This window comes from Oleiphilus sp. HI0125 (assembly GCF_001635355.1).
Genome location: NZ_LWGF01000323.1, coordinates 1 through 621 on the forward strand (window position 1 = coordinate 1; position 621 = coordinate 621).

General features: G+C 48.3%; 1 protein-coding gene. It reads left to right on the top strand.

The window, feature by feature from the left end; genetic code table 11:
* Position 1: 1 nt before the first annotated feature.
* The coding region (locus tag A3762_RS04390) for an urea amidolyase associated protein UAAP2 (RefSeq protein WP_068754245.1) at positions 2-621 on the top strand (620 nt) is incomplete at its 3' end.

Genomic DNA, 621 nt, shown 5'->3' on the forward strand with positions numbered 1-621 from the left:
CATGATTATTGAGAGCACATTACTTCCTGAAAATGCACTGACCCGACAAGTGGTTGATGCAGGGGACTATTACATTGGTGTGGTCAATGCGGGAGAAATCATCCGTATTCTAGACCTAGAAGGCAACCAAGCCGCTGACACCTTGTTTTTTAATGCACACAACCCGACTGAACGTTACAGCGCGATGGATACTGTGCGCGAGCAGGGTGCTGTTTACCTCACTGCAGGTTCAGAGCTTCGATCAAATTTTAATAACGTGATGCTTGAAATTGTTGCTGACACTTGCGGTCGTCACGACACCCTTGGTGGTGCTTGTGCGACGGAAAGCAATACTGTGCGCTATGACCTCGAAAAGCGTTGCATGCACGCCTGTCGTGATAGCTGGATGTTGGCGATTGCCGAGAATCCTCAGTACGGAATTACGAAGCGCGATATCAGTCATAACATCAATTTCTTTATGAACGTCCCTGTCACAGAAGAGGGCGATTTAACCTTCGAAGATGGTATTTCTGGCGCTGGGAAATATGTCGAGCTACGCGCCGAGATGGACGTGGTGGTGCTTATTTCGAATTGTCCGCAACTTAACAACCCTTGCAATGGCTACAACCCCACGCCTATTGA